Origin of the sequence: Mycoplasma tauri, assembly GCF_016925555.1 — a bacterium.
In the GTDB taxonomy this organism is placed as follows: Bacteria; Bacillota_I; Bacilli_A; order Mycoplasmatales; family Metamycoplasmataceae; genus Mycoplasmopsis; species Mycoplasmopsis tauri.
This window is the reverse complement of record NZ_CP070479.1, coordinates 533,679-559,683: the sequence shown is the minus strand read 5'-3', so window position 1 is coordinate 559,683 and position 26,005 is coordinate 533,679. Positions and strand designations below refer to the sequence as shown.

At 31.9% G+C, this 26,005-nt stretch carries 31 protein-coding genes, 2 rRNA genes and 1 pseudogene; 28 read left to right on the top strand and 6 right to left on the bottom strand.

The window, feature by feature from the left end; translation table 4 throughout:
• The first annotated feature begins 5 nt into the window (after positions 1–5).
• The 4 genes from JS510_RS02460 (at position 6) to JS510_RS02445 (ending at position 3,594) form a co-directional block, all read left to right on the top strand.
• Positions 6–263: a hypothetical protein gene (locus JS510_RS02460; RefSeq protein WP_205517179.1), complete on the top strand. Its 258-nt coding sequence runs from the start codon at positions 6–8 to the stop codon at positions 261–263.
• 169 nt (positions 264–432) lie between these two features.
• The gene (gene rplU, locus JS510_RS02455) at positions 433–732 is read left to right on the top strand and encodes a 50S ribosomal protein L21 (protein ID WP_205517178.1); all 300 of its coding nucleotides are present in this window, start codon (positions 433–435) and stop codon (positions 730–732) included.
• 8 nt (positions 733–740) lie between these two features.
• Complete coding sequence (gene rpmA / locus JS510_RS02450; RefSeq protein ID WP_205517177.1) at positions 741–1,013, top strand: 50S ribosomal protein L27; 273 nt, start codon at positions 741–743, stop codon at positions 1,011–1,013.
• A 232-nt stretch (positions 1,014–1,245) separates the two neighbouring features.
• On the top strand, positions 1,246–3,594 hold the full coding sequence (locus JS510_RS02445; protein ID WP_205517176.1) for an MAG6410 family transglutaminase-related lipoprotein: 2,349 nt from the start codon (positions 1,246–1,248) through the stop codon (positions 3,592–3,594).
• Between the two features lie 232 nt (positions 3,595–3,826).
• Here JS510_RS02445 and JS510_RS02440 read toward each other — a convergent pair whose 3' ends face one another.
• Together JS510_RS02440 and JS510_RS02435 are read right to left on the bottom strand one after the other, a co-directional pair.
• Positions 3,827–4,552 carry a pseudouridine synthase gene (locus tag JS510_RS02440; protein WP_205517175.1) on the bottom strand — a complete coding sequence of 242 codons (726 nt, stop codon included), beginning with the start codon at positions 4,550–4,552 and terminating at the stop codon, positions 3,827–3,829.
• A gap of 20 nt (positions 4,553–4,572) precedes the next feature.
• Positions 4,573–5,151: a hypothetical protein gene (locus JS510_RS02435; protein ID WP_205517174.1), complete on the bottom strand. Its 579-nt coding sequence runs from the start codon at positions 5,149–5,151 to the stop codon at positions 4,573–4,575.
• 58 nt (positions 5,152–5,209) lie between these two features.
• Between JS510_RS02435 and JS510_RS02430 the strand changes: the two genes are divergently transcribed.
• Positions 5,210–6,292: a M42 family metallopeptidase gene (locus JS510_RS02430; protein ID WP_205517173.1), complete on the top strand. Its 1,083-nt coding sequence runs from the start codon at positions 5,210–5,212 to the stop codon at positions 6,290–6,292.
• A 31-nt stretch (positions 6,293–6,323) separates the two neighbouring features.
• Here the strand turns inward: JS510_RS02430 and JS510_RS02425 are convergent, their stop codons facing one another.
• Together JS510_RS02425 and recA are read right to left on the bottom strand one after the other, a co-directional pair.
• Positions 6,324–7,130, bottom strand: coding sequence for a TIGR00282 family metallophosphoesterase (locus JS510_RS02425; protein WP_205517172.1), 807 nt, complete (start codon positions 7,128–7,130; stop codon positions 6,324–6,326).
• An 82-nt stretch (positions 7,131–7,212) separates the two neighbouring features.
• Positions 7,213–8,202: a recombinase RecA gene (recA, locus tag JS510_RS02420; protein ID WP_205517171.1), complete on the bottom strand. Its 990-nt coding sequence runs from the start codon at positions 8,200–8,202 to the stop codon at positions 7,213–7,215.
• Positions 8,203–8,476: 274 nt separating this feature from the next.
• Between recA and recU the strand changes: the two genes are divergently transcribed.
• Positions 8,477–8,980 carry a Holliday junction resolvase RecU gene (gene recU / locus JS510_RS02415; RefSeq protein ID WP_205517170.1) on the top strand — a complete coding sequence of 168 codons (504 nt, stop codon included), beginning with the start codon at positions 8,477–8,479 and terminating at the stop codon, positions 8,978–8,980.
• Here recU and JS510_RS02410 read toward each other — a convergent pair whose 3' ends face one another.
• Positions 8,981–9,256 (bottom strand): HU family DNA-binding protein, encoded by a 276-nt coding sequence (locus tag JS510_RS02410; RefSeq protein WP_205517169.1) that lies wholly within the window; start codon positions 9,254–9,256, stop codon positions 8,981–8,983.
• A 636-nt stretch (positions 9,257–9,892) separates the two neighbouring features.
• Here JS510_RS02410 and rpsJ point away from each other — a divergent pair.
• The 20 genes and pseudogenes from rpsJ (at position 9,893) to rplO (ending at position 19,441) form a co-directional block, all read left to right on the top strand.
• Positions 9,893–10,198 (top strand): 30S ribosomal protein S10, encoded by a 306-nt coding sequence (rpsJ, locus tag JS510_RS02405; protein WP_205517168.1) that lies wholly within the window; start codon positions 9,893–9,895, stop codon positions 10,196–10,198.
• A gap of 60 nt (positions 10,199–10,258) precedes the next feature.
• A pseudogene (gene rplC, locus JS510_RS02400) lies at positions 10,259–10,918 on the top strand (50S ribosomal protein L3); the annotation flags it as partial.
• 155 nt (positions 10,919–11,073) lie between these two features.
• Entirely contained in the window at positions 11,074–12,018 is a 945-nt protein-coding gene (gene rplD, locus JS510_RS02395) for a 50S ribosomal protein L4 (RefSeq protein ID WP_205517166.1), read from the top strand.
• Positions 12,018–12,449 (top strand): 50S ribosomal protein L23, encoded by a 432-nt coding sequence (gene rplW, locus JS510_RS02390; RefSeq protein ID WP_205517165.1) that lies wholly within the window; start codon positions 12,018–12,020, stop codon positions 12,447–12,449. Before rplD ends, rplW begins: the two co-directional genes overlap by 1 nt.
• Positions 12,450–12,514: 65 nt before the next feature.
• Positions 12,515–13,360: a 50S ribosomal protein L2 gene (gene rplB, locus JS510_RS02385; protein WP_205517164.1), complete on the top strand. Its 846-nt coding sequence runs from the start codon at positions 12,515–12,517 to the stop codon at positions 13,358–13,360.
• Positions 13,360–13,638 carry a 30S ribosomal protein S19 gene (gene rpsS / locus JS510_RS02380; RefSeq protein WP_205517163.1) on the top strand — a complete coding sequence of 93 codons (279 nt, stop codon included), beginning with the start codon at positions 13,360–13,362 and terminating at the stop codon, positions 13,636–13,638. The genes rplB and rpsS overlap by 1 nt, the downstream gene beginning before the upstream one ends.
• Positions 13,639–13,640: 2 nt before the next feature.
• Positions 13,641–13,985 (top strand): 50S ribosomal protein L22, encoded by a 345-nt coding sequence (gene rplV, locus JS510_RS02375; protein ID WP_205517162.1) that lies wholly within the window; start codon positions 13,641–13,643, stop codon positions 13,983–13,985.
• Between the two features lie 2 nt (positions 13,986–13,987).
• Positions 13,988–14,662, top strand: coding sequence for a 30S ribosomal protein S3 (gene rpsC / locus JS510_RS02370; protein ID WP_205517161.1), 675 nt, complete (start codon positions 13,988–13,990; stop codon positions 14,660–14,662).
• Positions 14,640–15,065, top strand: a complete 426-nt coding sequence (rplP, locus tag JS510_RS02365) for a 50S ribosomal protein L16 (RefSeq protein WP_205517160.1) — start codon at positions 14,640–14,642, stop codon at positions 15,063–15,065. The genes rpsC and rplP overlap by 23 nt, the downstream gene beginning before the upstream one ends.
• Positions 15,065–15,262 carry a 50S ribosomal protein L29 gene (gene rpmC / locus JS510_RS02360; protein WP_205517159.1) on the top strand — a complete coding sequence of 66 codons (198 nt, stop codon included), beginning with the start codon at positions 15,065–15,067 and terminating at the stop codon, positions 15,260–15,262. Before rplP ends, rpmC begins: the two co-directional genes overlap by 1 nt.
• Positions 15,262–15,528: a 30S ribosomal protein S17 gene (gene rpsQ / locus JS510_RS02355; RefSeq protein ID WP_232841168.1), complete on the top strand. Its 267-nt coding sequence runs from the start codon at positions 15,262–15,264 to the stop codon at positions 15,526–15,528. The genes rpmC and rpsQ overlap by 1 nt, the downstream gene beginning before the upstream one ends.
• 2 nt (positions 15,529–15,530) lie before the next feature.
• Positions 15,531–15,899: a 50S ribosomal protein L14 gene (gene rplN, locus JS510_RS02350; RefSeq protein WP_205517158.1), complete on the top strand. Its 369-nt coding sequence runs from the start codon at positions 15,531–15,533 to the stop codon at positions 15,897–15,899.
• Positions 15,900–15,908: 9 nt separating this feature from the next.
• Positions 15,909–16,238 carry a 50S ribosomal protein L24 gene (gene rplX / locus JS510_RS02345; protein ID WP_205517157.1) on the top strand — a complete coding sequence of 110 codons (330 nt, stop codon included), beginning with the start codon at positions 15,909–15,911 and terminating at the stop codon, positions 16,236–16,238.
• Positions 16,235–16,786, top strand: coding sequence for a 50S ribosomal protein L5 (gene rplE, locus JS510_RS02340; protein ID WP_373422692.1), 552 nt, complete (start codon positions 16,235–16,237; stop codon positions 16,784–16,786). Before rplX ends, rplE begins: the two co-directional genes overlap by 4 nt.
• A gap of 1 nt (position 16,787) precedes the next feature.
• Positions 16,788–16,973, top strand: a complete 186-nt coding sequence (locus JS510_RS02335) for a type Z 30S ribosomal protein S14 (RefSeq protein WP_205517155.1) — start codon at positions 16,788–16,790, stop codon at positions 16,971–16,973.
• A gap of 2 nt (positions 16,974–16,975) precedes the next feature.
• Complete coding sequence (gene rpsH, locus JS510_RS02330; protein WP_205517154.1) at positions 16,976–17,371, top strand: 30S ribosomal protein S8; 396 nt, start codon at positions 16,976–16,978, stop codon at positions 17,369–17,371.
• 9 nt (positions 17,372–17,380) lie between these two features.
• Positions 17,381–17,920: a 50S ribosomal protein L6 gene (rplF, locus tag JS510_RS02325; RefSeq protein WP_205517153.1), complete on the top strand. Its 540-nt coding sequence runs from the start codon at positions 17,381–17,383 to the stop codon at positions 17,918–17,920.
• A gap of 24 nt (positions 17,921–17,944) precedes the next feature.
• Positions 17,945–18,295, top strand: a complete 351-nt coding sequence (gene rplR / locus JS510_RS02320; protein WP_205517152.1) for a 50S ribosomal protein L18 — start codon at positions 17,945–17,947, stop codon at positions 18,293–18,295.
• Positions 18,296–18,297: 2 nt separating this feature from the next.
• Positions 18,298–18,984, top strand: a complete 687-nt coding sequence (gene rpsE / locus JS510_RS02315; protein ID WP_205517151.1) for a 30S ribosomal protein S5 — start codon at positions 18,298–18,300, stop codon at positions 18,982–18,984.
• Between the two features lie 22 nt (positions 18,985–19,006).
• Complete coding sequence (rplO, locus tag JS510_RS02310; RefSeq protein ID WP_205517150.1) at positions 19,007–19,441, top strand: 50S ribosomal protein L15; 435 nt, start codon at positions 19,007–19,009, stop codon at positions 19,439–19,441.
• A 66-nt stretch (positions 19,442–19,507) separates the two neighbouring features.
• On the opposite strand, the gene JS510_RS02305 is transcribed toward rplO, so the two are convergent.
• A complete protein-coding gene (locus tag JS510_RS02305; protein WP_205517149.1) occupies positions 19,508–20,497 on the bottom strand; it encodes a histidine-type phosphatase in 990 nt (329 codons plus the stop codon).
• Between the two features lie 363 nt (positions 20,498–20,860).
• On the opposite strand from JS510_RS02305, the gene JS510_RS02300 reads away from it, so the two are divergent.
• Both JS510_RS02300 and JS510_RS02295 read left to right on the top strand, forming a co-directional pair.
• Positions 20,861–22,374: ribosomal RNA gene (locus tag JS510_RS02300) — 16S ribosomal RNA — on the top strand.
• 311 nt (positions 22,375–22,685) lie between these two features.
• A 23S ribosomal RNA gene (locus tag JS510_RS02295) occupies positions 22,686–25,572 on the top strand.
• Together the 16S and 23S rRNA genes form the textbook arrangement of a ribosomal RNA operon.
• The last annotated feature ends 433 nt before the right edge of the window (positions 25,573–26,005 follow it).

Here is a 26,005-nt window from a genome sequence, read left to right as displayed (position 1 = left end):
GATAAATGAATAAAAATTTTAAAAGAATTTCACAAACAGATGAGAAATATATAAAGGGTGGAATAGCTTTTTCTACAATAACTGCTGCAATATCTTTGGGTATAACTGCAATAACTAAAATTGTTGGTGTAGTAAAAGCATCCTATTCATCAAAAGGCAAAATATCAAGTACCGGATCTAGTGAATGAGATAATAAAACTTCACCACAAATTAGGAATACATATGAAGTTCCAAGAGTAACGCCTGTTTATATTTCTTACTAAAAAGCTTAATATTGTGTAAAAATGCATGCTCATTTTTGCACTTTTTATTACTATTTTTTCTATTTGATTATATAATAAGAAAGTTACTTTTTGTAACCATTCTGAACAGGTTTAAGTGTTATATAATTAGCCACCTTAAAGATGAGCCACAAATAGGGAGGTTTTGCTAATGATAGCAATAATCGAAACCGGAGGCAAACAAATTTTAGTAAAAGAAGGTGACACAATCTTCATTGAAAAAGTTGAAGGCGAAGAAGGGTCAAAAATTACTTTTGACAAAGTTCTTTTAGCAGGAGATAAGATTGGTAAACCTTATGTATCAAGTGCAAAGGTTCTTGGAGAAATCCAAAAACAAGGAAAAGCTAAAAAAATAGTTGTATATCGTCACAATCCTAAATCTACTCATAAACGTAAACTTGGTCATCGTCAACCATATACACGTGTAGTTATTACAAAAATCGAAGGATAGATTAAGAAATGGCACACACGAAGGCCGGCGGTTCGTCTCGTAATGGGCGTGATAGCCGTGGACAAAGATTAGGTATTAAATTAGGCGATGGTCAATTCTGTACTGCTGGATCAATTATTTTTCGTCAAAGAGGAACAAAGATTTTTCCAGGTACAAACGTTGGTAGAGGAAATGATGATACACTATACGCACTTATTACTGGATATGTAAAATTTGAGCATAGCAGAAATAGAGTTTATGCCTCTGTTTATGAAAATAGAGAACAATCAAAAAAGAAGTAATTATTATTTCTAAAGAATAAAGAAGCAGTTTAAATAGCTGCTTTTTTAATCATTTATTTGTATTTTTATTTAATTAGTAATATCACTTTAATTTTTTATATGGCTATCAAATATAAATTTTTAAATATATAAAACAGATAAAAGAGAGTTTTATTTGATTTCGATATTTAGTATAAATATTTATATAATTAATAGTAAAATAAGCGTGAACTTAATTTAAGGATGGTTCATTATGAAAAAAAGTAAAGTTAAAACATTATCACTAAGTTTGTTACCAAGCCTTTCAATTTTATCTGTTAGCTCATTTGTTTTTAGTTGTGAAGTTTCTGACAATAATGAAAAACATAATATTGATAATAATAAAAATACTAATCAGCAAAATTTACAGACTAATTCTTTAAGTAAACAGTCTGGATTAGATAATAACGTCAATCAGTCTAATGATTTAGAAAGCACAAATAGTCATTCAAAAATAGAAAAACAAGAAAGTCCAACAGATTCAATCAATAATGATAAAGATTCACAAAATAAAGAGCAAAAAAATCAAGTGACAACCGATACCAATGAATTAAATGTTGGTCAATCTGATAGTGTTTTAAATAATTCAAAAATAGAGAAAGAGTCAAAAATAAAATCTGAAAACACCTCAGATAGTAAATCTGAAAATCATACAGATGCAAAGCCAACTAAAACTGTAGATAATTCTTTCTATCCTACTCAACCAAGTCATGAATTTACTGAATTAAATTTAAAAGAAGACGAAATTAAAGAAAAAATTTTATCTGCAAAATATTTATCATCTAATTATTTTTCCCATCCAGATTATAAAATCAAAGATTATAAAACTGTTATTAGAGGAGATGGTAAAGATCCAAAAAAACTTGAATTAATTGACAAATCAGGTAATGTTGTTTCTGATATCAAATGATTTATAAGAACTCAATACCCTGGTGAGAATGTTTATTCTTCTAGTGATCAAACTCCTGAAGACGTTTCAATAAACATAACTAATGATGGGGTTGTAACTGGCAAAAAACACCAACAAGAACAACGGACATATCAAGTTTGAGCAGAGTGAAAAGGATACTTGTTCAAAACCTATGTGCAAGTTCTTTCGGATGATGAAATTAGAGGTGTTGATGAAGATGCACAATCACGCGCAAAGGTAAAAGAAATTGTAAAAGGTTGAGATAATCTTTCTGATATTAATAAAGTGTTAAAGGCATATGATTGAATTGCTGAAAATGTTGAATACAAAATTCGTGGAGATCTAATATCTGATCAAACTGCTTATTCTTGTTTGATTGAAAAATCATGTGTTTGTGCTGGATATGCAAAAGGTTTTGAATTGTTTATGAATGAATTAAATATTCCCACAAAAACTATTGTTGGCGAAGTTAGAAGAGAATGGCACATTTGAAACTTAGTTGAAATTGAAGGTAAATGATATCACATTGATGTTACTTGAGATACTAATGTTGAGTGACAAAAAAATAATAAAAAAGTTAAAAGAACAACATATACATACTTTTTAGTAAATGATAATGATATTAAACAAGGTAGAAGATACACAAAACCGTTCCTTGAATCAATGATGGGAAGTAAATATCGTGGTTATAAATTAGATAATTTAATTAAAAGTGAAGAAGATATTCGTAGAATAGTTGAAATGCAGGTTAGTGAAAAATACAATAGTGAATCAAAATTTGTTAGCTTTGTTACTGGAAATTCATTCACTGATCATGATTTAGTTGAAAAAATAATACAAGAAAAAACAGGTCATAAATTTGTTAAAAAACACGAAGGCTGGCGTAATATTAACTTCAAAACATTATCATATGCATTTTCAATTGATAATAGCAAAATAAGTGAAATCAAAACAATTGACTTAAATGCTGAAAAAATTTCAAATGATAAAAGTGATTACATTATCAAAATTTATGGAGATAATCTTCCTGATTTATCGAAAGAAAATATTTGAGTTAAAAATGCATTTATTGAAAATGTTGAAAAAGTTGGTAATGATTATCTTGTTTATCTAAGCAATTTTGATAACTTTGGCTCGTGCGAAGTTGAACTATCTGTTTACAAAATTGGATATAAATTTAATATTGCTAAAAATAAGAAATTAACTTTCAATGTATTACGACATGAGAAACCAAAAGCACAATTTATTGGTATAAATAGCAATTCTGGCATTTTAAAGAACTTAGATTTAGATATGGAATATCGTTTAGGATTAGATCCTTGACAAGATGTAAAAACTACTGAAATAGAGCTAAATAATATTGGTACTAGAGAAATATCTGTAAGAAAAAAAGCTTCTAAATCTATGATGGCTTCCCAAATTCAAAAAATTAGTACATCAAAACCTTCTTACATCGATAAAGAAGTTAAGGTTAACAATAATAGAATTATTGGAGTAGATAGCAATATGCAATATCGACTTGTTGATACTAATAATTGAATAGATATTAATTCTATTTACTTGGAGAATTTAAAACCAGGAACTTATGAGTTAAGGACTAAACCAGGAGTAAATCTACTTGCTTCTGATATTGTTAGAGTTCAAATTCATTAGTACAAAATAAATATTATTAATTTATTATATGTTTATTTTTGTAATTTTAAGTTTATGAATAGAAAATAATTTCTCAAATTAACAAATGAAATCTAATTTATAAATTAGATAAAAAAACATAGAGTAAGAGTTTAAATTCTTACGCTATTTTTTGTACTTAAACAATTAAAATATGAATACGGGATAGTTGTTAATTTTACACATTTAAAATTATTATTTAGTAAATTAGAAATTAGTTACTTTTTTTATTATTAATAATGTCTTGCTTAAGCATTTGTATTTCATCTTTTGTAAGTTTTCTAATTTGTGATAATTTAAGTGAAGCATCTAGTTTCAATGAACCGAATTGTACTCTCTTAAGATATTCAACTGAATTTCCTATAGAGCCAAACATTTTCTTTACTTGGTGAAATTTTCCTTCGTATATAGTTATAAAACAGCTCTTTTTGTCAATTTTCTCATAAATATAATTATCAATTATAAAGTCTTTGTCAATAATAATAGGCATTTTATTCTGCATTATTTCATTATTATCAATAGATTGTGCAACTTTAACAAAATATTTTTTTGGTATTTTATTTTTAGGGCTTAATAATTGATGTCCAAAATTGCCATCATTACTTATCAACAGTAATCCTTCAGTATCTTTATCAAGCCTGCCATATGAAAAAAATTTTTCTCTGGAAAGAGGTAATATATCAAAAATTGTAGCATCTCTGCTATCGTAATTAGCACAAACAAACCCACTAGGTTTATTAAATATATAATACTGAAATTGTTCGTATTTTAAGAGCTCCCCATCCAAATAAACACTATCTTTGCTAGTATCAATTTGACAACTTTTGTTAATAATCTTTTCATTTATTTTTATAGCTTTATTCTTGATTTTTTCTTTTATTTCACTTCTTGTTAGGGAAGTTAAATCACCAATATATTTCTCAATTCTTATTTTTTTCATTTTTATGCCTTATATATTTATTATTTTCTATAAATCTTATTAATATAGTTTATAACTTCATTTTTGGTTTTAAAATTTAGTTCTTCTTTTTTATTTAACCCTATAAATCAGGTTTTGTTGGAATTTTTACTGTTTACTATTATCAATAGTAAAAACTTATGTTTTTGATATTCTTGTTTTTCAATAAATTCATGAAAAAAATAATCTAAATCATTAAAACTCTCTTCAATTTTTTCAACATTGTTGTTGAAATAAAAATTTGCAAGTATGAATTTGTAACTAATTTTTGAATATTTTAAAAACTTAAGCTTATTCATCTTTTCAAATCATTCATTTGTGTTAAAAACAAGCAATTTGATATTTTTAAAAATTGTATTTCTTGACTCGTCCTTATTAGAAACCACAAGAGAATCATTTGAATTTAAAAATTGCTTTAAATCTTCTAATATAAAACAGTCATTATTTATTTGAACATTTGGGCACATTTTTTCAAAATATTTAAAAGCCCCTGCATATTGATGCACTAGTAGCTTATTTTTGTGTGTTGGAAAATATTCTAAGTCATTAATATTTATTAAAAGTATGTTTGTTTTTTGCATATTTATATTTTAATTGGTTTTATAATTTTGATATTAAATATTAATTTGGAGAATTAAAATGTCAAAATATACTGAAATAAAAAATAAATTAAAAAAATACATGGAAATAGAGGCTATGTCTAGATATGAATCACCTGTTGCTGAATTGTTAGTTAAAAATACTAAAAGTGATAATTTTAAACATTATAAGGATGGTTTTGGCTCTCAAATTATTTTCAAGAAATCTAAAATTACTAATGCACCAAAGGTTATGATAGCTGCGCACATGGATGAAGTTGGTTTTTTAGTTAGAAATATTGAAGATAATGGAAATTTATTATTATCATCAGTAGGGGGAATTTGACCCGTAGCTGTAATAGGAACAAAAGCGAAAGTAACTACAAATAAGGATAATAAGTCAATTTATGGTATTTTTGGACACACATCAATTCATATTTTAGAGGCAGAAAAAAGAACAAAGGTTCCAACAGAAAAAGAAATGTTTGTTGATTGTGGTTTTAAATCAAAATCAGAAGCTGAAGAGTTTGGAATTGAAGTAGGCGATAGAGTTTATATGTCTGGTGAGTACTTGGAAATGCCAAATAATTTAGTTGCCGGAAAGGCAATGGACAATAGGGCTGGAGTGACTGTTATTGATATGCTTGCAAATAAAATTAAAGACATAGAACTTATGAATGATGTTTATATTGTTGGGTCTGTACAAGAAGAAGTTGGTTCACGAGGAGCAAAAACAAGTGTATCGATTATTAATCCTGATGTTGCATTTGCTATTGATACAGGAGCATCCCACGATACTACTGGTTGTATAAAAGGTGTTCCAAAATTAGGGAATGGTGTTGCACTTTTAATACAGGATAGAGCTGTTATTACAGACCCTAAATTAGTTGAAATGTTAGTTGAAATTGCTCAAAAAAATAACATACCAGCTTATAAATATATAGCTGAAGGTGGTGGTACAGATGGGGCTGTATTACAATATGGACAAGGTGGCGTTCCTACAATAACATTGAGTATTCCACAAAGATATTTACATTCTCCTATTGGAGTTTGTTCATTAGTTGATATTCAAGCAACTCTTGATTTAATATATGAATTTTTAGTTGCTTTTAATTTTGAAAAATTAAATGAGTTAAAAAAATAGTTAAAAAAATGGACGCAAGTCCTTTTTTTAACTATAAATCAGCATTTATAGGAAAAATTTTATTTTTTCTATTTGTAGATAATTGTATAACAACAGCATTAAATTGACATGGATTATTTGAAGGGACAAATGGGATCTTTTCATTGTATCTCATATGTCTATATACTTCATCAAAATTTGCTCCTATTGCGCAATCTTTTGGACCTGTCATTCCAACATCAGTTATGTAACAAGACCCCTTTGGCAAAACGTGTGCATCATTGGTTTGTACATGTGTGTGGGTGCCACAAATTGCATCAACTTTACCGTCTAAATAAAGACCTAGTACATATTTTTCACTAGTTGTTTCTGCATGAAAATCAACAAAATGAAAATCAGCTTTTTCAGCAAAATTTATTATTGTGTCCATAGTATCAAAAAAATTATTTGCTGATTCTTGTTCCCATGGTTTCATTAATTTATTAAATGTAATACCCATCAAAGCAGTCACTCTTAATGTAATATTTTCATTTATTTTTATTAATCTTGTGCCCTCGCCTGGATAACTATGGTTGACATTTGCTGGTCTTACTAAATCATTATTGTGAATAATATTCAAAATATCATTTTTTGCCCAAACATGATTGCCAAGCGTAAAAACATCTACACCAACATTTTTAAGTTCAATATAGTCTTTTTCTTCAAAACCTTTTCTGCCCGAAACATTTTCTGCCTGTGCTATAACAATATCTATTTTATGTTTCTTTTTTAAATAAGGTAAATAGTTTTTTACAGTGTCTATTCCTGGTTGTCCAAAAATGTCCCCTATAAACAATATGTTAATTTTTTTGTTTTTCATTTGTCCTACAATTCTATTATATGCATTATAACAAATAAAAATAATAGATAATAAACCTTAAAAATTATATAAAATGCCTTTTTTATAGTACTTTTTGTTCAATTTCTCCTTTAAATTCTATATTCGAATTAAGAAAGTCTTTAAGTGATTTCTTTCCTTGGGCAATATTTTTGCCATCATATGCATATCATGCACCTTTCTTTTCAAAAATCCCCTTTTCTGTAGCTAGATCAATTAGTTCATTTGTTGAATCTATACCTTTTGAAAATAAAATTTGCGTTGTAAAACTCTTATAAGGCGCAGAAAGTTTATTTTTAACTACTTTTATTTTAATTTCATTTCCCGTAATATCTTTGCCTTCTGTTATTGAGGTAGATTTTCTAACTTCTAATCTTATAGATGAATAAAATTTTAATGCTCTTCCACCAGTTGTTGTTTCGGGATTTCCAAACATTACCCCAATTTTTTCTCTTATTTGGTTAACAAATATAATAGTTGTCTTATTTTTATTTAAACTACCAGTTATTTTTCTCATAGCTTTAGACATTAATCTTGCCTGTACTCCAACGTGCATGTCTTTCATGTCGCCTTCTAATTCAGCAGTTGGAACTAGTGCAGCGACACTGTCTACAACAATCAAGTCAATTGCACCTGATTTAGCTAAAATATCAACAATTTCCATAGCTTGTTCACCACTATCTGGTTGACTTAAAATTAATGTATTTAAATCAACACCTAAGTTTCTAGCATATGAAGGATCAATTGCATGCTCTGCATCAATAAAAGCAGCTATTCCTCCTGCTTTTTGTACCTCTGCAATAGCATGCAAGCAAAGTGTTGTTTTTCCACTACTTTCCGGACCAAAAATTTCAACTATTCTGCCTTTAGGATAACCTCCTATTCCAAGCGCATCATTAAGAAGATAGGAGCCAGATGAAAAAGTCTCTATTTTTTCATTTATTTTATCTTGTGTAAATAACATTATGGCTTCTTGACCAAATTTTCTAGTAATTTCATTTAATGTGTTTTTAATTAGATCATTTTGATTATTTTGAATTTCTTTATTTTTCATTTAATTTCCTTTCATAATTAGTATTTTGTTTTGATTCAAAAATCAAAAAAACGGAAAAAAATAGTAAAAAATACATAAAAATCCCGAAAAGTTATTTTTAAATTATAAATATTATGTTTATTTTTTAACCATTTTATATGTTTGTTAATTTAAAAAACTATATGAGCATAAACTTTTAACACCTATAAATGTTTCGAAATGGGAAAAATGATCTATATTTCCCTATTTTTTCCGTTTTTTCTTTTTAATAAAAAAATCACGAATAACAAAGTATATGCACAAAAACAGAGGAATGCTTTTAGAAACAATAATTAATCAAACCATTAGTTATTATGAAAATAATAATATAGCATTTATAGAGAAAAAAGGTTTACCAATAAAGTTTTCTAAACTAAATGCACAAGACAATAAACTATATGCAAAAGATGCTTTTATTTATAAAAAATCAACAGTTGATTACACAGGATGCTATAAAGGTAGATTTCTCGCTTTTGAGGCAAAAAGCACTAATGAAAGCTTTTTGCCAAAAAATAACATTAGAGAACATCAGAAAAACTACTTGTTAAAAATTATGCAGAATGGAGGTTTAGCATTTTTTATTATTATGTTTACTATGTATGATGAATTTTATTTAGTTATGTATGATAAATTAATGAAACATGCTGGAGAAACTTACACATATGAGTTAATAAAAAAAATAGGGAAAAATATTCCCTTATCTTTTCCAGGCATAGTTGATTTTTTGCCTGAAATTAATTATATTAACTATAAGCTTTAATTAGAAATTAACTAATTCTTTTAAGTATTTAGAAGGTGTAAACTTAACAATACGTTTTTCAGGAACTGATAATTCTTCCATTGTAAAAGGGTTTATAGTTTCTCTTCCTCTTCTAATTCTTGTTTCAAAAATACCAAGTGTTGATAATTGAACTTTATTTTCAGCAATTAGTTCTTCTTTTAGAACAAAAACAAATGCATCGAAAAATTCATCAGCTACTCTAACAGGAACTTCTAGTCTTTCAGCTATCGCCTTTGTAAATTCTTTTTTTGTCATATTAAAATCCTTCCGTTTTGCATCTCTTTTAATTATTAAAATGATACATTAATTTATTATATTTTTTTATTTTTTTTGCTTTTTATTTCTATTATTTAGCACTTTTAGAAAAAATAAGAATTAATTTATTTTTTACAATCTAAATAACTTTAATATTTAGAAAACTTTTTTGACATTAAAGTAATGTAAATATTTATAAAAAATGTTTATTTTCTTGTTTTTTACAACATATATTATTTAAAATTTAAATTTTATTAATTAATAATTTTGTGTGCGCGTAACTCTATGTTTTATATAATAAAAAAAGATTGTTTTAATAATCATACAATCATATAAAAAATTATTTTTTAAGAAATACAACTTTTTTTAGTGTTTCAAATATTTTTGTTAAAAATTTAACAAAGAAGAAAAAATAAAAAATGTTAATTTTGGTCTATTTTTTTGGGCAAAATTTATCTTTTTCATTTTATATATAAAATATTTAAATATTTATTTTGAGAAAAAAACTTTTACTCTATAATTGAAAGTGCAACATTTACTTTGAAATAAAAGGTTGTCATCATTTTAAAAAAGTTGTCTGAAATGATGAGAAATTTTTATGGAGTAAAGTTCAGTTAATGAACAAAGGAGGCAACTATGAGTAAATTAAATATCAAGGTGAAAAGTTTTGATCACTCACTTGTTGATTTTGCTGCTAAAAGAATCGTTGAATTAGCAGTTAAAACAAATACAAAATTTAGTGGTCCAGTACCTCTTCCAACAAAAAGAGAAGTTGTTACTATCTTGAGATCTGTTCATGTTAACAAAAAATCTCGTGAACAATATGAAAGTAGAACTTTTCAAAGGTTGATTGTTTTATTAGATCCATCTGAAAAAACAATCGATCAAATTAAGAGACTTGAATTACCTTCAGGTGTTGAAGTACAAGTTTCACAAAAATAAAAAAATCCAACTTGTTTTAAACAAGCAATGGTCATCATTAAAATCAAAGGAGATGAAATTATGAAAGGAATCTTAGGACGTAAGGTGGGAATGACTCAAATTTATACTGAATTTGGTAAAAGTTTACCAGTTACAGTTATTGAAGTTAAACCTAATGTTGTTACAAAAATTCTTTCAGTAGAAAAAAACGGTTATGTTGCAACACAATTGGCTACTGTTGAGAAAAAAGCTAACAGAGTAAATAAACCATTAGCTGGTCAATTCACTCAAGCAAATACAACACCTAAGCAATACGTAAAAGAAATTCGTGACATGAATGGTTACGAATTAGGAAATGAAATAAAAGTTGATATTTTTAAAGCTGGTGAGTTAGTTGATGTAACAGGTATTTCAAAAGGTAAAGGTTTTGCCGGAACAATTAAAAGATGAAATCAACACATTGGACCTAAATCACATGGTGGTGGTGGAGGTAGTCAGCCAGTTAGACAAGTTGGTTCTATTGGTGATATCTCTGGAAACCGTGTTTTCAAAGGTATGACAATGCCTGGTCATCTTGGTTCTGTTAAAACAACAGTTCAGAATTTAGAAATTGTTAAAGTTGATATTGTAAATAATCTTATTTTAGTTAAGGGTTCTGTTCCTGGTGCTAAAAATTCATTAGTAGTTATTAAAAAAGCAGTTAAAGGACTTCCAACTAGAGAAGCTATTAAACTTGTTGATATTAAAGAAGTTCTTAAAATGAATGAACTTGTTGAAAAGGCAAAAAAATTCAATATTGATGTAACAGTAGGTATGACATCTGTTGAACTTGAACCCCTTATCATTAAAGCGGAAGAAGAACAAGCTGCTAAGGATAAAGAAGAAGGAGATAAATAATGGCTAAAATGGAAAAAGAATTAAAAGCTTCTACAACAAAGAAGTCATCATCTACTTCTACAAAATCAACAACATCTAAAAAAGTAACAAAAGCTGAAGAAAAGGCACAAGTTGCTAAAACTAAAACAGCTATAAAGAAAGCAACTGAAGTTTCATCAGTTAAAAAATCAGCAGCACAAGCTAAAGCAGAAAAAGTAACATCTGAAACAATAGAAAAAGCAAAAAAAGATGCTTCAAAAGCTAAAAGAACAATGAGTAAAGTTACAACTACAAGTCCTAAAGTTAAAGCGAATGCTTCAACTTCTAGAACTCGTGGCATGCAAACTAAAGACTTTGAAAAAGTTATAGTTCTTGATTTTGATACAAAATCTCTTAACAAAACACTTTTTGCATCAGAAAAAATCTATTCTCAAGCAATTTTTGACACAATTATTTCTGATAGAGCAGCACAACGTCAAGGCACACATGATGTTAAAAGCCGTGCTGAAGTAAGAGGTGGTGGTAAAAAACCTTGAAGACAAAAAGGTACAGGTAGAGCTCGTGCTGGTTCAACTAGATCGCCAATATGAGTAGGTGGTGGTAGAGCATTTGGTCCTACACCTGAAAGAAATTACAAACTTAAAGTTAATAAAAAAGTTCGTTTCAATGCATTTGTATCAGCGCTTACATTGTTAGCTCAAAATAAAGCTGTTATTGTAGATGATTTTAAATTAAACAAAATTTCAACTAAAGAAGCTGCAAATAAATTAGCAAGCTTAAAAATTGAAAATTTAAAGCACATTCTTATTGTTACAAATGACGAAATTATCTATAAATCAGTAGCAAACTTACCAAATGTTACATGTGTAAGACCTACATCTGTATCAGTTGAAAACTTAGTTTGAGCAGATGTTTTGGTATTATCAAAAGAAGGTTTAAGCAACTTTGAAGGGAGAATTAAATAATGGAAATTACTCGTGTTATTCGTAGACCAATTCTCACTGAAAAATCAAATGTTGGTTTAAGTTCAAACGTTTATACATTTGAAGTTGACTACACAGCAAACAAATACCAAATTAAAAAAGCTGTTGAATTTATTTTCAAAGTTAAAGTTGTGGATGTTAACACAATTAAAGTTGACAAAAAACCTAAAAATTTAGGTCGTTTCCATGGTTTTACAAATAGATATAAAAAAGCTATGGTTAAGTTAGCAGATGGATTTACAATTGCATTCTATCCACAAGAAGAAACTCAAGATGCTAAAAAAGAATCTGAAAAAGCTGAAGAAATAAAAGCAACAAAAGCTAAAGCAGAAGCTAAAGAAGCTAAAGTTGCTGAAAAATTAGCTGCTAAAAAAGCAAGCAAAAAAGCAGCTAGTAAAAAAGAAGAAAAATAATAACGAGGATTAATTTTGCTTAAAAGAAAAATTCCTCAACTATTTTTAAGCAAGGAGAATTAAAGATGGCAATAAAACATTACAAGCCAGTTACAAATGGTCGTCGTAATATGTCATCTCTTGATCATTCAAAAAACCTATCAGGACATGCTCCTGAAAAGTCATTGATGGTAATTTTAAAGAAACACGCAGGTCGTAACAACCAAGGTAAAATTACTGTTAGACATCACGGTGGAAGAGTTAAGAGATACTACAGAATTATTGACTTCAAACGTAACAAAGATGATATTCCAGCTATTGTTAAAACAATTGAATATGATCCAAATAGATCAGCAAACATTTGTTTATTAGCATATGCTGATGGAGAAAAAAGATATATGTTAGCACCTGAAGGAATTAAAGTTGGGCAAACTGTTATTTCAGGAACTAATGCAGATATTCTTGTTGGTAACTGTTTACCACTATCACACATTCCAGAAGGTACATTTGTACACAATATTGAAATGCAACCTGGTGGTGGTGGATTAATCGCAAGAAGTGCTGGTACATCAGCACAAATCTTAGGTAAGGATGACGATGGAAAATATGTTGTTTTACGTCTAAAATCAGGTGAAACAAGAAGAATTTTAGCTCGTTGTCGTGCAACAATTGGATCAGTAGGTAATGAAGATCACTTACTTGTTCAATTAGGTAAAGCAGGTATTAGTAGACACCTTGGTGTACGTCCTACAGTACGTGGTTCTGTAATGAACCCTATCGATCACCCACATGGTGGTGGTGAAGGTAGACAACCAATTGGTAGAAAAGCTCCACTTACTCCATGAGGCAAGAAAGCTCTTGGTGTTAAAACTAGAAAAACTAAGAAATCTTCAACAAAATTAATTTTAAGAAGAAGAAAGGATAACAAATAATGGCTCGTAGTCTTAAAAAAGGCCCTTTCGCTGACGAAAGCTTACTTAAAAAAGTAGATGCTATTGTTGAAGGAAAAGCTCCTAAAAAACCTATTAAAACTTGATCAAGACGTTCAACAATTTTCCCAAGTTTTATCGGTTTAACATTCCAAGTTCACAATGGTCGTCAATTTATTGATGTTTATGTGACAGATGACATGGTTGGTCATAAATTAGGAGAATTTGTTCCTACAAGAACATATTCAGGTCATGGCGCTGATAAAGGTAAGAAGAAATAATTATGGAAAATCAACAAGCTAAAGCACATGTTAAGATTCAAAGAGTTTCTGCTCGTAAAGCACGTTTAGTAGCTGATTTATTCAGAGGAAAAGATGTTAGAGTAGCACTCGGGATTCTTAATAATACAAACAAAAAAGCTTCACAATTATTTGTTAAATTAATAAATTCAGCAATCGCTAATGCAACAAACAACCATGGAATGGATGCTTCAAAATTATTTGTTAAAGAAGTTTTAGTTAATGAAGGACCAACACTTAAAAGATATCAACCTCGCTCACGTGGAAGAGCATTTTCAATTTTCAAAAGAACATCTAATTTATCAGTAACATTAGAGGAAAGAGAGTAATCATGGGACAAAAGGTCAATCCAAATGGTTTCCGTTATGGAGTTTCTAAAGAAATTAACTCTGTATGATTTGCAGAAAAGAAAACTTATGGTGAAACATTAGTTCTTGATGCAAAAATTTACAAGTTCTTTGATAAATTAGTTAGAAAATACCAAATTGGTAATGTGTCAATTAAAAGAAATCAAGCACAAAAAGTTACAGTTAACCTTAGAAGTGCTCAACCTGCTAAATTACTTGGAGAAAATGGCTCAAATATTGAAAAACTTACCAAAGATTTACATAAATATTTAAAAAACAAATCACTTGATATTAATTTACAAGTTACTCTTTTAAAACAACCAGAATTAAACGCAAAATTAGCTGCAGAAGCTATTGCTCAAAAACTTGAAAACCGTGAAAGTTTTCGTGTTGCTCAAAAATTAGTAATTAATGATGCACTTAGAGCAGGAGCAAAAGGAATTAAAACTCAAGTTTCAGGTCGTTTAAATGGTGTTGATATGGCTAGAGCAGAAGGCTACAGCCGTGGCGAAATGAGATTACATACATTAAGACAAGATGTTGATTATGCAAGAGCAACAGCTAAAACCATTTATGGTGCAATCGGTGTTAAAGTATGAATTTCAAAAGGTGAAATATTGGAAGGGGTAAAAGAAGATGCTTCAACCAAAAAGAACTAAATACCGTAAGCCATTTGTAGTGCGTCATGATAAAAGAAAAGCTCACAAAGGTAATACTGTTGAATTCGGTCAATGAGGTTTACAAGCTGTTACATCAGCATGAGTAGATGCTCGTCAAATCGAATCAGCACGTATAGCTATCACCCGTAGAATGGGTCGTGAAGGTCAAGTTATTATTAGACTTTTCCCTCACTTTTCAAAAACATCAAAACCTATTGGTGTTCGTATGGGTTCTGGTAAAGGTTCACCAGAAAAATGATACTGTGCAGTTAAAGTTAACACAATGATGTTTGAAGTTTCAGGTGTTGCTGAAGATGTTGCACGTGATGCCCTTAGATTAGGTGGTCACAAATTACCAGTTTCATGAAAAATTGTTGCTAAAAATGAAGGGAGTCAAGAATAATGCTTTACAAAGATATAAAAGTTAAATCACTTGATGAACTTAATAAGTTAGTTAAAGACTTAGAAGCTGAATTATGATCTTTAAACTTTAAAAAATCAACTGTTGGTATTGACCAAAGCCACAAAATTAGTGTGATAAGAAAAGATATTGCTAAGTGTAAGACCGAAATTAACGCAAGAGTAAAAGGAGCAAAATAATGGAAAGAAATACACGTAAAGTTCTAACAGGTCGTGTAACTTCTGCTCGTGGTGATAAAACAATCATCGTTGAAGTAGAAAGTTATAGATCACATAGACTATATTCAAAACGTTATAAAGTAGCCAAAAAATTTGCTGTTCATGATGAAAAAAACATTGCAAAAGTAAATGATATTGTTTCAATTATGGAAACACGTCCACTTTCAAAAACAAAACACTTCCGTCTAGTTTCAATTAAACAACAATCAGTTGAAGGAGATAACTAGTTATGGTTTTAGAATTATCTAAACTAAATGTTGCAGATAACTCTGGTGCTAAGGAAGTTGGTGTTATTAGAGTCCTTGGTGGCTCACGTAAAAAAACAGCTAACATTGGTGATGTAATCGTTTGCTCAGTTAAAAAAGCAATTCCTAATGGTATTGTTAAAGAAGGTCAAGTGGTTAAGGCGGTTATCGTTAGATCATCATATGGTGTTCGTCGTGAAAACGGCTCATACATTCGTTTTGACGATAATGCAGTTGTTATTATCAAAGATGATAAAACCCCTAGAGGTACTCGTGTGTTTGGTCCAGTTGCTCGTGAATTACGTGATAAAGGTTATTTAAAAATCGTTTCACTAGCTCCTGAAGTGTTATAGGAGAAAATAATGGCTAAAGTTAAATTTAAGAAGAATGACGAAGTTGTTGTTATTGCTGGTAATTACAAAGGCAAAATCGGAAGAATTGTTACTGTAGATCACCAAAGTTCAAGAGCTATCGTTAAAGATGTAAACATTGTTACAAAACACATTAAACCAAAACAAGGCGCTAGTGGTTCAATCAAGAAACAAGAAGCTCCAATTCACGTTTCTAACTTAGCAGTATTAGTTAAAAAAGCAACAAAAAATTCAAGAGCAGAATATTCAAAAGTTGGATATCAAATTGATAAGAATGGTAAAAAAACACGTATTATACGTAAAACTAAGAAGGAATTTTAATTATGAATTTAAAACAAAAATACTTAAAAGATGTTGTACCTGCATTAATTAAACAATACGGCTACAAATCAGTAATGGAAGTTCCAAGATTAGAAAAAATCATTCTTAACATGACTGCTGGTAAAGAAGTTACAAACTCAAAAGCAATCGAAGAAGTTTTAAACGAATTAACTTTAATTTCAGGTCAAAAACCATTCCAAACCCGTGCTAAAAAATCAAATGCTTCATGAAAACTTCGTGAAGGTATGCCTATGGGTGGAAAAGTTACATTAAGAAGAGAAAGAATGTGAGACTTTCTTGAAAAATTAATTAATGTAGCTATGCCTCGTATTCGTGACTTTCGTGGTGCAAACCCTAAAGCTTTCGATGGTAGAGGAAACTATTCATTAGGTATTAAAGAAGAAATTATCTTCCCAGAAATCGAATTTGACAAAATTCGTAGAATTAAAGGTCTTGATGTTCAATTAATAACATCAGCAAATAGTGATAAAGAAGCAAGAAGCTTACTAGAATTAATTGGTGTTCCATTTGTAAAAGGAGAAAGATAGTATGGCAAAAAGTTCATTAAAAGCAAAGCAAAAAAAACATGCTAAGTTTTCAACACGTGCTTACACACGTTGTGAATTATGTGGACGTCCACACGCAGTTTTAAGAAAATATAAAATCTGCCGTATCTGCTTCCGTGAATTAGTTAACGCAGGTAGAATTCCAGGCATGAAGAAAGCGAGTTGATAATTATGTTTATAACAGATCCTATTTCAGATATGATTGTTAGAATCAAAAACGCTAACCAAAGAAAATTTAAAACTGTCTTAATTCCTCATTCAAATAAAAAAGCCAAAATTCTAGAAATTTTACTTGAAGAAGGCTATATCTCTTCATTCGTTTCAAAAGGCGAAGGAAAAGACAAAGCTCTTGAAGTTACATTAAAATACAAAGGCAACAAATCAGCTATTATTGACTTTAAACGTATTTCGAAACCTGGATTAAGAGTTTATGCTCAAGCCAATAATTTACCAACTGTATTATCAGGATATGGTACAGCTATTATCTCAACATCAAAAGGTGTTATGTCAGAAAAAGAAGCTCGTAAGGAAAATGTAGGTGGCGAAGTGCTTGCCTACATCTGATAGGGGGTAAATATGTCTAGAGTCGGAAATAGAATATTAACAATCCCTCAAGGTACAACCTTAAGTCAAAGCGGTACAACAGTACTAATTGAAGGGCCTCTTGGTAAGTTAGAAAGAACATTTAGTCCTTTAATTGCTATTAAAGTTGAAGGTGATAAGGTTACTATACTTAGAGCTAATGAAGAAAAAGCAACAAAACAATTACACGGAACAACAAACGCTTTAATTTCAAACATGCTTATTGGAGTTTCAAAAGGTTATAAAAAAGAATTGGTTATCAAAGGTGTTGGTTTCAAATTTACAATTAAAGGCAACATTTTAGAAGTTTCTGCTGGCTACTCTCATGTTGTTAACCTAGATATTCCATCTACTGTTAAAGTTGAATCTCCAAAACCTGTTGAATTAATAGTTTCAGGTATCAATAAAGAAGAAGTTTCTCAATTTGCTGCAGTTGTTCGTTCAGTTCGTCGTCCTATTCCATATTCTGGAAAAGGTATTGCATATAAAGATGAAGTTATTCGTCGTAAAGAAGGAAAAACAGCTTCTAAATAGTTGTTTACGAAAGGATTTTAAATTATGGCAACATTATCTAGAAATCAAGCACGTCAAGTTAAACATAGACGTGAACGTCAATCAATTATTGGCACAAGTAGTAAACCTCGTTTATGCGTATTTAAATCACTTCAAAACTTTTATGCACAATTAATCGATGATTCTAAAGGAATAACATTAGCTAGTGTTTCAACATTAGAAAAAGGCAAATACAATGGAAATATTCAAGCAGCTGTAAAATTGGGTGAAACAATGGGTGAAACAATTAAAAAACTTAAAATAAGTGAAATTGTATTCGATCGTTCAGGATACATTTACCATGGTAGAGTTAAAGCATTTGCTGAAGGCGTAAGATCAAAAGGAGTTAAGTTCTAATCATGACTGAAGTTGAAAACAAGAAAATGAATTCAAGCATAACAAGTGAAGAATCAGCTGTTAAAAGTACTCAAAGTATTAAAAGAGTTGCACCTGCTGGTGGCAAAAAACAAATTTGAGAAAAGAAAACAGCTAGTGATAAAGAAGCTGCAAACAAAAGAGCTCCTAGAAGTCCTAAAGTAAAAAACCGTACACGTTTTGGCGATTCAAATAATGAATTTAGTGAAAAAGTAATTAACATTAGCCGTGTTACAAAAGTTGTTAAAGGTGGTAGAAGATTTTCATTCTCAGCTTTTGTTGTTGTTGGCGACAAAAAAGGCCGTGTTGGTTTTGGACATGGTAAAGCAAATGAAGTTCCTGATTCAATTAAAAAAGCTGTTAAAGATGCAAGAAATCACTTAATTACAGTTCCTATTTTTAACAAAATTACAGTTCCTCATGAAATTCATTCTAAATTTTTAGCATCTAGAGTAATGCTAAAACCTGCGCCTAAAGGTAAAGGTATTGTTGCTTCAAACACTGTTCGTGCTGTTGTTGAGTTGGCTGGTTATACAGATATTTATTCAAAAACATATGGTTCTCGTTCAAAAGCTAACATTGTTAGAGCAACACTTAAGGCTCTTCAACAATTAAGAACACCTGAACAAATAGCTGAAATCCGTGATAAAGACGTTAAGTCACTTTTATAATTAATTAAGGAGAAATGTTATTATGAAATTAAATAATTTAAAACCTACTCCTGGTTCACGTGTTGAAAAACACCGTGTTGGCCGTGGTCATGCTGCTGGTAAAGGTAAACAAGCTGGTAAGGGACAATCAGGTCAAAATAAACGTCACGGACATAGATTAGGATTTGAAGGTGGACAAACACCTTGATTCCGTAGAATTGGTAAAAGAGGCTTTACAAACGTTAACCATGTTGAATACCAAGTTATTAATTTAGCTGACTTAGAAAAAACTTTCAAGACTAATACAAATGTTGATCTTGATGCGTTATTTGCTGCTAATTTAATTAAGAGAAACTTACCTGTTAAATTATTAGGCAATGGTTCATTAACTAAAAAATTAAATGTAACTCTTCACGCAGCTTCAAAATCTGCAATTGATGCAATTGAAAAAGCTGGCGGTAAATTCACAAACCTTTAATTAATAAATATTAAGTGTGCTATAAGCGCACTTTTTTTATAAAAAAAAGCAGTTTAAAACTGCTCATTAATACTTAAATCTTAGATTCTTTCCTATTTTAACAATCATAGGCATATCTAAATTCATATTACGAATATCTTCATGGGTATAAAATAAATATTCTAAATCAAATGATTCGTCATCATTAATAGTAAAAATTAATTTAGAGCCAATAGGATATTTTTCAATTTGTCCATGTTCAGGCATATTTAATTCAAGAGCTGCAAAAATTGAAGCTATATTTGTATCGTGGCCAACAATTAATGTTATGTCATCATTGTTTTTAAATTCTTTTTTAATTAATTTATAGATACTATGATCACTATTAATTATTTTTTCTTTATCTCCGCTTAATAAGTCAAGTACATAATCCTTACTTTTAAGCATAATTTTTAAATCATTTACAAAATTATCAGATTTAAAAATCTCATCATAATTATGACCAAAATAATACTTAAGTTGAAGAATGTCACTAAAACTAGATGAATAAAATAATCTACCTTTTGTTTTAAATCATCCATCAGTAAAAATTGATCAATATTCATCTTTGTTGTATCTACAATTAGCATCTAAATTAAATAACTCATTTATTTTTTTAAACACACCTTCTTTTTCAGCTTTTTTATCATACTTTTTAATAAGGTTAATATCAATTGATGAGCCTTCTTCATGAGAAACATTAAAATCAGGCGTATCCTTCATAAAACTTTTATCTAAACAATTAATATTAGTATCAGATGCTGGTTTAAGCCCAAGCGATAAAAGTTGTGCAGTTTCAAATGTTCTACTTGTTGAGTTTGCAATAACTTTTAATGTTGTTTCTTTTGTAACATTTAAATATTTTTTTAAAAACTGCCCAAAAGCTAATTCAATCATTGCTCCTTTTTCACTTAAATGGGCCGAAAGTGATTTGTCAAAATTTCAAGAAACTATCTTTTTATTAAAAAGTGTGTCTCATTTTTCTTCAGCATGAAAAGGATATCTGAGTCCATGCCTTGAAAAAATAATTCTACGCATATGTAATTCTCCTGTTGTACTTATGTATACATTAATATAGTTATTATAATTTATATATAAATAGATATCTATAAAATCATTTATTAGTTTTTGATTAAACTAGCTACTTTTCTATTCATTTTATAATTTAAATTAAAAAAATTAAAAAAATGTTTTGTTTTTAAATTTTTTGTTTTATTATTAATATTAACGCTCATAAACAAGGGCGTTAAATTAAAAAAATTATTTAACAAAAAAATTTTTAAAAAAAATCAAAAAAATATTTTGATAAAAAATTAATTGTTATATAATAAGAAAGCTAACTATGAATTGGTTAGAAAAAAATGTTCTTTGAAAACTAGATATATAAACATGACAGTCAATTTTTTCGAGAGTTTGATCCTGGCTCAGGATGAACGCTGGCTGTGTGCCTAATACATGCATGTCGAGCGATGCTAGCAATAGCATAGCGGCGAATGGGTGAGTAACACGTACTCAACGTACCTTTTAGATTGGGATAGCGGGTGGAAACATCCGATAATACCAAATACTTATTAAAATCGCATGATTCTAATATAAAAGAAGCGTTTGCTTCGCTAGAAGATCGGAGTGCGCAACATTAGCTAGTTGGTGAGGTAACGGCCCACCAAGGCGATGATGTTTAGCGGGGTTGAGAGACTGAACCGCCACACTGGGACTGAGATACGGCCCAGACTCCTACGGGAGGCAGCAGTAGGGAATATTCCACAATGGACGAAAGTCTGATGGAGCGACACAGCGTGCAGGATGAAGGCCCTATGGGTTGTAAACTGCTGTGGTAAGGGAAGAAAAAGCAGCATAGGAAATGATGTTGCCTTGACGGTACCTTATTAGAAAGCAACGGCTAACTATGTGCCAGCAGCCGCGGTAATACATAGGTTGCAAGCGTTATCCGAAATTATTGGGCGTAAAGCGTCTGTAGGTTGTTTGTTAAGTCTGGCGTTAAATTTTGGGGCTCAACCCCAAAACGCGTTGGATACTGGCAAACTGGAGTTATGTAGAGGTTAGCGGAATTCCTTGTGAAGCGGTGAAATGCGTAGATATAAGGAAGAACATCAACTTGGCGAAGGCAGCTAACTGGACATATACTGACACTGAGAGACGAAAGCGTGGGGAGCAAACAGGATTAGATACCCTGGTAGTCCACGCCCTAAACGATGATCATTAGTTGATGGATAAATTCATCGACGCAGCTAACGCATTAAATGATCCGCCTGAGTAGTACGTTCGCAAGAATAAAACTTAAAGGAATTGACGGGGATCCGCACAAGCGGTGGAGCATGTGGTTTAATTTGAAGATACGCGTAGAACCTTACCCACTCTTGACATCTTCTGCAAAGCTATGGAGACATAGTGGAGGTTAACAGAATGACAGATGGTGCATGGTTGTCGTCAGCTCGTGTCGTGAGATGTTTGGTTAAGTCCTGCAACGAGCGCAACCCTTTTCCTTAGTTACTAACATTAAGTTGAGCACTCTAGGGATACTGCCCGAGTAATCGGGAGGAAGGTGGGGACGACGTCAAATCATCATGCCTCTTACGAGTGGGGCTACACACGTGCTACAATGGACGGTACAAAGAGAAGCAAAGTGGTGACATGGAGCAAACCTCAAAAAACCGTTCTCAGTTCGGATTGAAGTCTGCAACTCGACTTCATGAAGTTGGAATCGCTAGTAATCGTAGATCAGCTACGCTACGGTGAATACGTTCTCGGGTCTTGTACACACCGCCCGTCAAACCATGGGAGCTGGTAATGCCCGAAGTCGGTTTATAAAGAAACTGCCTAAGGCAGGACTGGTGACTGGGGTTAAGTCGTAACAAGGTATCCCTACGAGAACGTGGGGATGGATTACCTCCTTTCTACGGAGTACACGTTTTTGTTATAAAAACTTAATAACCAATTAATTTACAGACCTGTTATTATATATTAGAGCGTCATGTGACTTTTTATAGGTCAAAGTCTTATATCTAGTTTTGAGAGAACATTCTCTCTTTGTTCTTTGAAAACTGAATAGTAAAATATTTTTCGATATTTACAACGACATCAAAAATAAAATTAAATCAATATGGTTAATTTGTTTTGATTCATCGAGTAAATCATATTTAATATGATTCATTGAAATGTCTTAAAATACACATCTAATCTAAAACTAACAATAGGAAAATACTACTTTTAAATAAGGAAGAGTTTGTGGTGGATGCCTTGGGTCTGGAAGTCGATGAAGGACGTGATTACCTGCGATAAGCCTCGTTGAGCTGGAAATACGCTATGAAACGGGGATTTCCGAATGGGGAAACCTAACTAGAGTAATGTCTAGTTGCCTATATCTGAATCCATAGGATATAGAGTGAGACACCTTGTGAACTGAAACATCTTAGTAGCAAGAGGAAAAGAAAATAAATAATGATTTCTTTAGTAGCGGCGAGCGAAAGAGAAAGAGCCCAAACCATTTTAAATGGGGTTATAGGACAGACTACATAGAGTTACAAAATTTAATGATAGCAGAAGCTTTTGGGAAGAAGCGGCATAGAGGGTGATACCCCCGTAAGTGAAATCATTAAATCTCTTGACTGTATCCTGAGTAGGGCGGGGCACGTGAAACCCTGTCTGAATTTGCCGGGACCACCCGGTAAGGCTAAATACTAACCAGACACCGATAGCGAACTAGTACCGTGAGGGAAAGGTGAAAAGAACCCCGAGAGGGGAGTGAAATAGACTCTGAAACCACTTACTTACAATTAGTCAGAGCCCGTTAATGGGTGATGGCGTACATCTTGCAGTATGGACCGGCGAGTTACTTTAACATGCGAGGTTAAGCGGAAAAAAGCGGAGCCGTAGAGAAATCGAGTCTTAATAGGGCGAATTAGTATGTTGAAGTACACCCGAAACCATGTGACCTATTCATGAGCAGGTTGAAGCTTGGTTAACCCCAAGTGGAGGACCGAACCGTAGTACGCTGAAAGGTGCCCGGATGACTTGTGAATAGTGGAGAAATTCCAATCGAACTTGGAGATAGCTGGTTCTCCTCGAAATAGCTTTAGGGCTAGCGTGTAGCGTTAAGCATTGGTGGTAAAGCACTGAATATGGAATGGCCTCGCCTAGGGGTACTGACTATAATCAAACTCTGAATACCAATGTGTATTGCTATGCAGTCGGAACCGGGGTGCTAACGTCCCGGCTCGCGAGGGTAACAACCCAGATCGTCAGCTAAGGTCCCAAAATCGTGTTAAGTCAGAAAGGTTGTGAGGTTTCATAAACAACTAGGAAGTTGGCTCAGAAGCAGCCATCTTTTAAAGAGTGCGTAATAGCTCACTAGTCAAGAGACCTTGCGCCGACAATGTAATGGGAGTAAAACACGATACCGAAGCTACGGGTACATTTGTACGTTAGAGGAGCGTTCTTAATGCAATGAAGTCAGACCGTGAGGACTGGTGGAGCGTTAAGAAGTGAGAATGCCGGTATGAGTAACGATTCGTAGTGAGAATCTACGACGCCTATTGGGGAAGGTTTCCTGGGCAAGGTTCGTCCACCCAGGGTTAGTCAGGACCTAAGGCGAGGCTGAAAAGCGTAGTCGATGGACAACAGGTTAATATTCCTGTACTTTCTATAAATGTGATGGAGTGACGGAGAAGGATAGGTGGCCCTGTTATTGGATTCAGGGGTAAATAACAACTGGTGATTGTAGGCAAATCCGCAATCTATAACCGGGAGTTATGATGCATAAGCTCATTAGAGCAGAACCATTCGATTTCATGCTTCCAAGAAAAGCTTCTAAACTTAAGTTTATGGAAACCTGTACCGAGAACGGACACACGTCCCCTAGATGAGTATTCTAAGGCGAGCGAGAAAACTAGTGTTAAGGAACTCTGCAAAATGACCCCGTAAGTTCGCAAGAAGGGGTGCCTATGGTAAAACATAGGCCACAGAAAATTATGAGGGGCAACTGTTTATCAAAAACACAACTCTCTGCTAAACCGCAAGGTGATGTATAGGGGGTGAAGCCTGCCCAGTGCCCGAAGGTTAAGTGGATGCGTTAGCTTTGGCGAAGCGTTGAAATGAAGCCCGGGTGAACGGCGGCCGTAACTATAACGGTCCTAAGGTAGCGAAATTCCTTGTCGGCTAAATACTGACCTGCACGAAAGGCATAATGATCTCTCAACTGTCTCAACACTAGACTCGGTGAAATTATGGTCCCAGTGAAAACGCTGGGTACCCGCATCAAGACGAAAAGACCCCATGGAGCTTTACTATAACTTCGTATTGAAATTTGGCCTAACATGTGTAGGATAGGTGGGAGACTTTGAAGCTGAGACGCTAGTAGCAGTGGAGTCATCCTTGAAATACCACCCTTGTTATGTTGAGTTTCTAACTTGCCATCATAATCAGGTGGGAGGACAGTGCGTGGTGGGTAGTTTGACTGGGGCGGTCGCCTCCTAAAGAGTAACGGAGGCGTTCAAAGGTACACTCAATACGGTCAGAAACCGTATGTAGAGCGCAAAGGTAGAAGTGTGCTTGACTGTGAGACTTACAAGTCGAGCAGGTGCGAAAGCAGGACTTAGTGATCCGGCTGTACATTGTGGAATGGCAGTCGCTCAACGGATAAAAGTTACCCTGGGGATAACAGGCTTATCTTGCCCAAGAGATCACATCGACGGCAAGGTTTGGCACCTCGATGTCGGCTCATCGCATCCTGGAGCTGGAGTCGGTTCCAAGGGTTGGGCTGTTCGCCCATTAAAGCGGTACGCGAGCTGGGTTCAAAACGTCGTGAGACAGTTTGGTTCCTATCTGATGTGGGCGTTGGAATATTGATGAGAGCCGCTCTTAGTACGAGAGGACCAGAGTGGACGTACCGCTGGTGTTCCAGTTGTTCCGCCAGGAGCATAGCTGGGTAGCTAAGTACGGAAAGGATAACCGCTGAAAGCATCTAAGTGGGAAGCCTCCTCAGAGATAAGTATTCCCTTGAAATTCCTTATAGACTATGAGGTTGATAGGCTGGATGTGTAAGCACAGCAATGTGTTGAGCTGACCAGTACTAATAAATTGACAGGTTTAAAAGTAGAGATGTGAATTTTATGACATTTCAATGAAGCATATAATTACTATTCAGTTTTCAGAGAGCAAATATGCTACCATAAGGTAGTTTTTTTATTTTCTTTTTATATACAATTTTATTTTTTTCTTTATGTTTGGAACTATTATGTCAGTTGACTATACAACAAGTCTTTATTTGCATTTTTTCTAAGTTTTGAAAAAACACGTGAACTATGAAATAACTTTTTTAGGTATTAAAATAAGAAAATAAACATAAATATGTCAAAAATATGTCAATTAATCGTTATGCTATTTAAAATGATAAATGTGTCGAGAATTATTTCATTTACTATATTTTTTATTAAAACGATTGACAATTTAAAATAAATATCAATAATTTCATAAAATTGTTAATATATTATAAAATTATTAATAAATTTCAAAACATGATGTGCCCAA